Here is a 6,167-nt window from a genome sequence, read left to right as displayed (position 1 = left end):
TTTAAAGAGGTACGTGAGCTGGGTTTAGAACGTCGTGAGACAGTTCGGTCCCTATCTGCCGTGGGTGTAGGATACTTGAGAGGAGTTGCCCCTAGTACGAGAGGACCGGGGTGAACGATCCACTGGTGGACCTGTTGTTGCGCCAGCAGCAGTGCAGGGTAGCTATGATCGGACAGGATAACCGCTGAAGGCATCTAAGCGGGAAGCCCCCCTCAAAACAAGGTATCCCTGAGGACCGAGGTAGACCACCTCGTCGATAGGCCGGAGATGTAAGCGCTGCAAGGCGTTCAGTTGACCGGTACTAATTGTCCGATAGGCTTGATTTGATCCAGTAGAAGCAAGGTTCGTCCTGCTCCTACGGTTCAGAAGTCAGTTTACTCGACTTGGACTATGTTTCTTTCTCGGTCTGGTGGTCATAGCACGAGCAAAACACCTGGATCCATTCCGAACCCAGCCGTTAAGTGCCGTCGCGCTGATGGTACTGCGTCTTAAGACGTGGGAGAGTAAGTCGCTGCCAGACCTAGTAAGAAACATAGTGAGTATCTCTCGACGGTGCTACGCTCCCATCATCTCCGCCACGGTAGCTGATCGCGTTCCATAAAGGGCGTGGAGACGTCACCGTTGGACAATTCGTCTCGCAGTCGAGATCTTGAAACTTTCCCAATATCCGTTTGTCCATGTGTATCTTGGTACGATGTATGCGGTCTGTGTCCCCAACCGTTTTTACTCGTTCTCTGGAAGCCGTAGCGATTAACCCCGGACATTGTCTGACTTCCTGTCGGCATAGCCCCTGAAACGCGCCGGATTTTGCTGGTCCTGAAGTGTCCCGTGCATGCGGTGCCATGTCCGATCTGAGCAGTAGCCTTCTAAGCCTCTGCTGACGAAATGCTCCCTATGGGTCCAGGTCAGCGGCGATTGTCCAACCCGTCGACCCGTTCGAATTTGGCTCTTCCACCGCGTCGAAGCTATCCACGGGCTGCTATGGCCCATGACTTCTGCCCTGAACGAGATGCCAGTCGGATTTAATCAAACCGGCGCTGATTTACCTGCCCTGTCCTTGGAATATACAAAAACGGCCACGTCTCACTTGAGAGCACAGTGCTTGATTTGGCCATTGCCGTGCCTCTGAAGTGAAGCCGAAATCAAGGCGATCAAGCCACTGAAACCAAATGTCGTTTTCAGGTTAAGCAGACTTCACATCGCAAAATCATGAAATGGTGGAGCCGAGGGGAATCGAACCCCTGACCTCGTCATTGCGAACGACGCGCTCTCCCGACTGAGCTACGGCCCCACGATCCCCATCCTGTTTGCCTCCGCGCCGATCCGCTGTCAAGCCAGCGCATCGCGCAGGTTCTCATAGCCCAGACGGTAGGCCTTGCCGAAACCGCCGTTGAGGATCGCGAATTTGGGGACAAGGCGCAAAAGGTTGAAGTCAGCGAAGTCGTAGTAGAACTGTGCCTTGGGGCGGACCGCCAGCCAGGCCTCCTTGAGCGCGGCCTTGTCAGCCGCTTCGGCCCGGACTTGCAGGGTCAGCCGCGGGTGAGTCAGCGGATCGCCCCCGGGCCGCGGTTCGCCCACCAGCACAGAAGCCACCGGGGTGACACGTAGCGCCTCCGCATGGTGTGACAGCTCGGAGACCAGCGTATGCGGCTGCCCCGACAGAACGGCAAAAGCGATGCGTGACACCACGGGCGCCCCCGAGTCAGGGTCGAGCACGCCAAGGGCGGCGTGGCGCGCGCTTGTCAGCAGATCGCGGGTCAGCGCGATGGCCTCGACATCCACGGTGCGAAATGGGTCCTTCGCGGGCACGGTACAGACTCCTTGTTCGGTCGCGGCACCCCTTCGGGCTATCTGAACCCTAGCCGCCATCCGCCGCTGGCCCAACAATCCATTGAGTGTGCCGCCAAGCCGGGATAGCGTCTTTGGAACGTGCAAGTCACAATCACGGGGGATCCATGGCGAAAACAGTCGAAGACCTGGTCAAGGCGGCCCGCGCCGAGGTGCCCGCGATCTCGCCAGCCGAGGCCAAGCGCTTGCACGGCGATGACGGGGCCGTGTTCCTGGACGTGCGGGAACCGGTCGAGGTGGCCGCGGGCAAGGTCAAGGGCGCCATCGCGATCCCGCGCGGGGTTCTGGAATTCCAGGTCGGCTCGGCCGAGAACCGGCCCGAGGCCCTGTCCGAGGACAAGACGGTCGTCGTCTATTGCGCTGGCGGCGGGCGCGCTGCCTTGGCGGGGCAGACCCTGCGGGCCATGGGCTTCGAGGACGTCCGTAATCTGGGCGGCTACAAGGACTGGGTTGAGGCCGACGGCAAAACCGAGCGTGACATCTGATCCGGATCAAAGCGCGCCTTCGCGTTTCGGTGCACCCTGTGCCGGCAAGAGGAGGAATGCAATGTACAGCCACATCCTGATTCCCGTCGCCTTTGACGGTGAGCATCCGACAAAACCGGCCGAGCAGATTGCCCACGCTCTTTCGGCGCCGGGCGCCCGCGTGACGTTTCTGCACGTGATGGAGGAACTGCCAGCTTACGCGGTGAATTACATCCCGGAGGGGTATGACAAGGAGACTCGCGCCGCCGTGCAGGCGCAGCTTGATGGCAAGGCCAAGAATTTCACCACGGGCGAAGCGCTGGTGATCCATGGTCGTTCGGGCCGCACCATCGTGGACTGGGCCAAGGACCACGGGGTGGACCTGATCGTCATCGATTCGCACCGCCCCGGCCTTGCTGATTATTTTCTGGGCTCGACCGCAGCGCGGGTGGTGCGCCACGCGCAATGCGCGGTGCATGTTCTGCGCTGACGCGATTTCAGAACTCGATCCAGCTTTCGACGAACAACCCGGTGCCCCGGTCGCCGGTCAGGGCGTGGCTGACCCCGGCGTTCAGCCGCAGACTGTCGCTGATCCGGTAGATCACCGACGGCAGGATCTTGGCGTAGGAGTCGCCGGTATGGCCCCGCCCGGACTGAAGCTGCAACATCGCCGACCAGACTGGGCTGATGTGGTAGCCACCGGTGAGATCCAGCTTGGCCTCGATGTCGCCATCGGCCATGTCAGCCATCACGCGGCCTTCGATCGTGACCCAACCCGTGTCGGAGCCTTGCCCCCAGGCCAGACCGAGCGAGGCCAGCCGGTTTACCCGGGTCGTCTCGGCACCGTCAACGTCATACTGGATACTGTCGAATTCGCGTATCGCCAGACCACCCGAAACCGTGGCAACGCCCCAGCGATCAGGCAGCGGAAGCGAACGAAAAATCTGCGCTTCGCCGGTGCGGGCGCTGTTCTGGGGTCCGGCATGGGCGGCAAAGGCCAGTGTCGTTCGCGCGTTGAGGCCCCACTCCAGGTAAAGTCGAGGGTCCCGGCCCACGGGGCTCCACGCACCCTCTGACAGGGCAAGGTTGGCTCCGAACGACAGGAAAACGGCCCCATCCTCGCGCAGCCAGGCCCCGGCGTGGAGGGGCGCGGCCAGGGTCAAACTCAGCAGACAACATGAGACCACGCGAACCATAGGTTGAACTTATATTCACTGTTCGCGTCTGGCCAGAATTCATTGACCTGCCGTTTCCCGTCGGGTGTAGTCATGGCAAGGAGGAGGCCCATGACAAGGATCGAGAAAGGAAATCCCTGCCAGACCGTTATCACGACCTTCGAGGTCAATCCGGCGACTTGCGACGATGTGCTGGAGTTGCTGCGCGCGGCATATTCAGAGGTCATATCAAGGCAGCCGGGCTTCATCTCGGCGGGCCTGCACGTCAACGATGCCCAGACCCGCATCGCCAATTATTCGCAGTGGACGCGGCGCGAGGACTATCAGGCCATGCTGCGCACCGTGGAGATGCGCCGCCGCAATCGCGAGATCAACCAACTCACCAAGGGCTTCGAGCCCGTAATGTATGACGTCTTGGAGGTATACTGATGCGCTTTCTGATCGCCCTTTTGCTGATGGCCGGCATGGCCCAAGCCGACCCTGTGGGGATCACCCCCGATACCATGTCGGTGACGGTCGACACCCCCGACGGCCCGGTCGAGATCGGCCGGGTTCAGGACAATGACAATCGCGTCGGTGCCGAATGGACCCTGACCTCGCGGCCCTGTCCGAACTTCTGCATCCAGCCCATCGTGCCCGCTCCGGGTGTAACGCCCATCGGCGAATTGGAACTGATGGAGTTTCTGCAAGACCCCGAGGCTGTCGTGATCGACGGCCGTATCCGGCCCCAGTTCGAGCAGGGCACGATACCCGGCGCGGTCTCGGTGCCCTACAACGAGGCAGCGGACCGGCTTGGCGAATTGGGCTGTACGGTTGATTTCGAGGGGTTCGAGTGCCCCGCCGAGGTGCCGCGTGTCGCGCTTTTCTGCAACGGCCCGTGGTGTGGTCAATCCCCCACCGCGGCCCGGCGCATGATCGAGGCGGGTTTCCCGGCAGACAAGATCCATTACTACCGCGGCGGGATGCAGAACTGGCAAATGCTGGGCCTGACGGTGGTCCCGGGCAGCTAGCGCCTGGCCCTAGTCCGGGATGGTCTTGCCCGGGTTGAGGATTCCCTGGGGATCAAGCGCCTGCTTGATTCGCCGCATCATGGCCAGCGCGGTCGGGTCCTTGCGGCGCCGCATGGTGGCCAGCTTCGACTGGCCAACGCCATGCTCGGCTGAAAAGGCCCCGCCAAGCTCGGTCACGACGTCCTCGATGATGGTGACGATCGAGTCTTTCAGGGCTGGAGAGTCATCACTCGGGTAGACGCTGTAATGGACGTTCCCATCGCCCAAATGGGCGATGTAGAAGGGCTCGGCCGCGGGGTCCTGCGCTGTTACGCGGGCATCGGCCATCTCCAGAAAGCGCGGCACAAGGTCCAGCGGAACAGCGATATCGGTGTCAATGACCGGCTTGCGCCAGAAGGTGAGTTCGGCGGCGGCCTCGCGGCGGGCCCAGATCTCGGCCCGCTGGGCCTCGGACTGGGCAACGGTGGCATCCAGAAGCTTCCCGGTATCCAGCAGAGCGCCCAGCTCTTGCTCCAGCAGGGCCGTTATCGGCGTCTTGCCGTCGGCGGCGGGGGTAGCGTCGCGCTCGGCCGTCGCGCCGAGTTCGACCAGGATATTCACGTCGTGCATTTCGTTGAATGGAGGCTTGGCGCCTGCGACCCGGTCCAGGTGAGTCTGGATATAGACGCGCGGCATGTATTCGAAGGCCTCCACCGCGCCCCCCGAGACATCGTTGAGCCGGTTGAGCAGGTCCAGCGCATCGGGCAACGCGGGCACGGCGACCATGGCCGTGGCATGGGCACGGGGTTTCCGCGAAAGCTTGAGCACAGCCGCAGTGATCACTCCCAACTGACCCTCGGCCCCGATGAGAAGGTTGCGCAGGTCGAGGCCGGAATTGTCCTTGTGAACCGCGCTCATCAGGTTGACCACGCGTCCATCGGCCAGCACCGCTTCGAGCCCCAGGCACAGGTCCCGTGCATTGCCGTAGCGCAGCACGTTGGAGCCGCCGGCGTTGGTCGACAGCACGCCGCCGATCATGGCCGAGCCGCGCGCGCCGAAGGTCAGTGGAAAGATAAGGCCCTGCGCCTCGGCGGCCTCTTGCAGGCTGGACAGGATCACCCCGGCTTCGACGGTGGCGGTCCGTGCGCGTGGATTGACCTCGCGGATCGCGGACATGCGGTCCAGCGAGAGCAGCACGCCGCCGGTGGTATGGGCCCCACCCACCAGCCCGGTATTGCCTGACACGGGCGTCACCGAAAGCCGCAATTCCGAGGCCTTGCGCAGGATCGCCGCGACCTGCGCGGTATCGGCCGGGCGCAGAACCACGCCCGGTGCGCCGATATAGGCGCCAGTCCAGTCCTGCGCCCACCTGGCCGTGTCTGCGCCGATCATGGCGTGGTCGGCCCCGACAATTTCCGTGAACGCACGCAGCGATGTCATGGCACGCCTCCCCCGGCGAAACAGTGCCGCAAAGCGATTCCCGAGAAAAGGGAAAGTGATGGTAGCGTGGGGCGGACTTGAACCGCCGACCCCAGCATTATGAGTGCTGTGCTCTAACCGGCTGAGCTACCACGCCATCACCGGCGTTCGGATACTCGCGGCTTGGGGGGCTGTCAAACCGTTTCTGCACTCACATGGTGGGGCTTGCCGCTTTTCGCCCCCTTGTTCACCTGCCCGTTCTTGACGATGCT

General features: G+C 62.4%; 7 protein-coding genes, 2 tRNA genes and 2 rRNA genes. 6 read left to right on the top strand and 5 right to left on the bottom strand.

Annotated elements, in window-relative coordinates; all coding sequences use genetic code 11:
• Both VJ897_RS11085 and rrf read left to right on the top strand, forming a co-directional pair.
• Positions 1-326 (top strand): 23S ribosomal RNA (locus VJ897_RS11085); the annotation flags it as partial.
• Positions 327-405: 79 nt separating this feature from the next.
• Positions 406-520, top strand: a 5S ribosomal RNA gene (gene rrf / locus VJ897_RS11080).
• Positions 521-1,215: 695 nt separating this feature from the next.
• Here rrf and VJ897_RS11075 read toward each other — a convergent pair.
• Positions 1,216-1,291, bottom strand: a tRNA-Ala gene (locus tag VJ897_RS11075).
• A 38-nt stretch (positions 1,292-1,329) separates the two neighbouring features.
• The gene (locus tag VJ897_RS11070; RefSeq protein WP_324055727.1) at positions 1,330-1,809 is read right to left on the bottom strand and encodes a pyridoxamine 5-phosphate oxidase; all 480 of its coding nucleotides are present in this window, start codon (positions 1,807-1,809) and stop codon (positions 1,330-1,332) included.
• A 146-nt stretch (positions 1,810-1,955) separates the two neighbouring features.
• On the opposite strand from VJ897_RS11070, the gene VJ897_RS11065 reads away from it, so the two are divergent.
• A complete protein-coding gene (locus tag VJ897_RS11065; RefSeq protein WP_324055726.1) occupies positions 1,956-2,333 on the top strand; it encodes a rhodanese-like domain-containing protein in 378 nt (125 codons plus the stop codon).
• Positions 2,334-2,394: 61 nt separating this feature from the next.
• The gene (locus tag VJ897_RS11060) at positions 2,395-2,802 is read left to right on the top strand and encodes a universal stress protein (RefSeq protein WP_324055725.1); all 408 of its coding nucleotides are present in this window, start codon (positions 2,395-2,397) and stop codon (positions 2,800-2,802) included.
• Positions 2,803-2,809: 7 nt separating this feature from the next.
• Here VJ897_RS11060 and VJ897_RS11055 read toward each other — a convergent pair whose 3' ends face one another.
• Complete coding sequence (locus tag VJ897_RS11055; RefSeq protein ID WP_324055724.1) at positions 2,810-3,508, bottom strand: hypothetical protein; 699 nt, start codon at positions 3,506-3,508, stop codon at positions 2,810-2,812.
• A 90-nt stretch (positions 3,509-3,598) separates the two neighbouring features.
• On the opposite strand from VJ897_RS11055, the gene VJ897_RS11050 reads away from it, so the two are divergent.
• Positions 3,599-3,916, top strand: a complete 318-nt coding sequence (locus tag VJ897_RS11050; RefSeq protein ID WP_324055723.1) for an antibiotic biosynthesis monooxygenase family protein — start codon at positions 3,599-3,601, stop codon at positions 3,914-3,916.
• Positions 3,916-4,497 (top strand): rhodanese-like domain-containing protein, encoded by a 582-nt coding sequence (locus tag VJ897_RS11045; protein ID WP_324055722.1) that lies wholly within the window; start codon positions 3,916-3,918, stop codon positions 4,495-4,497. The genes VJ897_RS11050 and VJ897_RS11045 overlap by 1 nt, the downstream gene beginning before the upstream one ends.
• 9 nt (positions 4,498-4,506) lie before the next feature.
• Here VJ897_RS11045 and VJ897_RS11040 read toward each other — a convergent pair whose 3' ends face one another.
• Positions 4,507-5,916 carry an FAD-binding oxidoreductase gene (locus VJ897_RS11040; RefSeq protein ID WP_324055721.1) on the bottom strand — a complete coding sequence of 470 codons (1,410 nt, stop codon included), beginning with the start codon at positions 5,914-5,916 and terminating at the stop codon, positions 4,507-4,509.
• 59 nt (positions 5,917-5,975) lie between these two features.
• Positions 5,976-6,052 (bottom strand) — tRNA-Met (locus VJ897_RS11035).
• Positions 6,053-6,167: the final 115 nt, after the last annotated feature.

It is taken from the genome of Salibaculum sp. (genome assembly GCF_035270045.1).
Classification (GTDB): domain Bacteria; phylum Pseudomonadota; class Alphaproteobacteria; order Rhodobacterales; family Rhodobacteraceae; genus Salibaculum.
Note: the sequence above shows the minus strand (reverse complement) of the source record. Positions and strands in the feature narration are given on the sequence as shown.

Bases quoted from the DNA above. Each gene is read 5' to 3' on its own strand.
- VJ897_RS11065 (WP_324055726.1), top strand. From the start codon at position 1,956: ATGGCGAAAACAGTCGAAGACCTGGTCAAGGCGGCCCGCGCCGAGGTG.
- VJ897_RS11060 (WP_324055725.1), top strand. From the start codon at position 2,395: ATGTACAGCCACATCCTGATTCCCGTCGCCTTTGACGGTGAGCATCCG.
- VJ897_RS11055 (WP_324055724.1), bottom strand. From the start codon at position 3,508: ATGGTTCGCGTGGTCTCATGTTGTCTGCTGAGTTTGACCCTGGCCGCG.
- VJ897_RS11050 (WP_324055723.1), top strand. From the start codon at position 3,599: ATGACAAGGATCGAGAAAGGAAATCCCTGCCAGACCGTTATCACGACC.
- VJ897_RS11045 (WP_324055722.1), top strand. From the start codon at position 3,916: ATGCGCTTTCTGATCGCCCTTTTGCTGATGGCCGGCATGGCCCAAGCC.
- VJ897_RS11040 (WP_324055721.1), bottom strand. From the start codon at position 5,916: ATGACATCGCTGCGTGCGTTCACGGAAATTGTCGGGGCCGACCACGCC.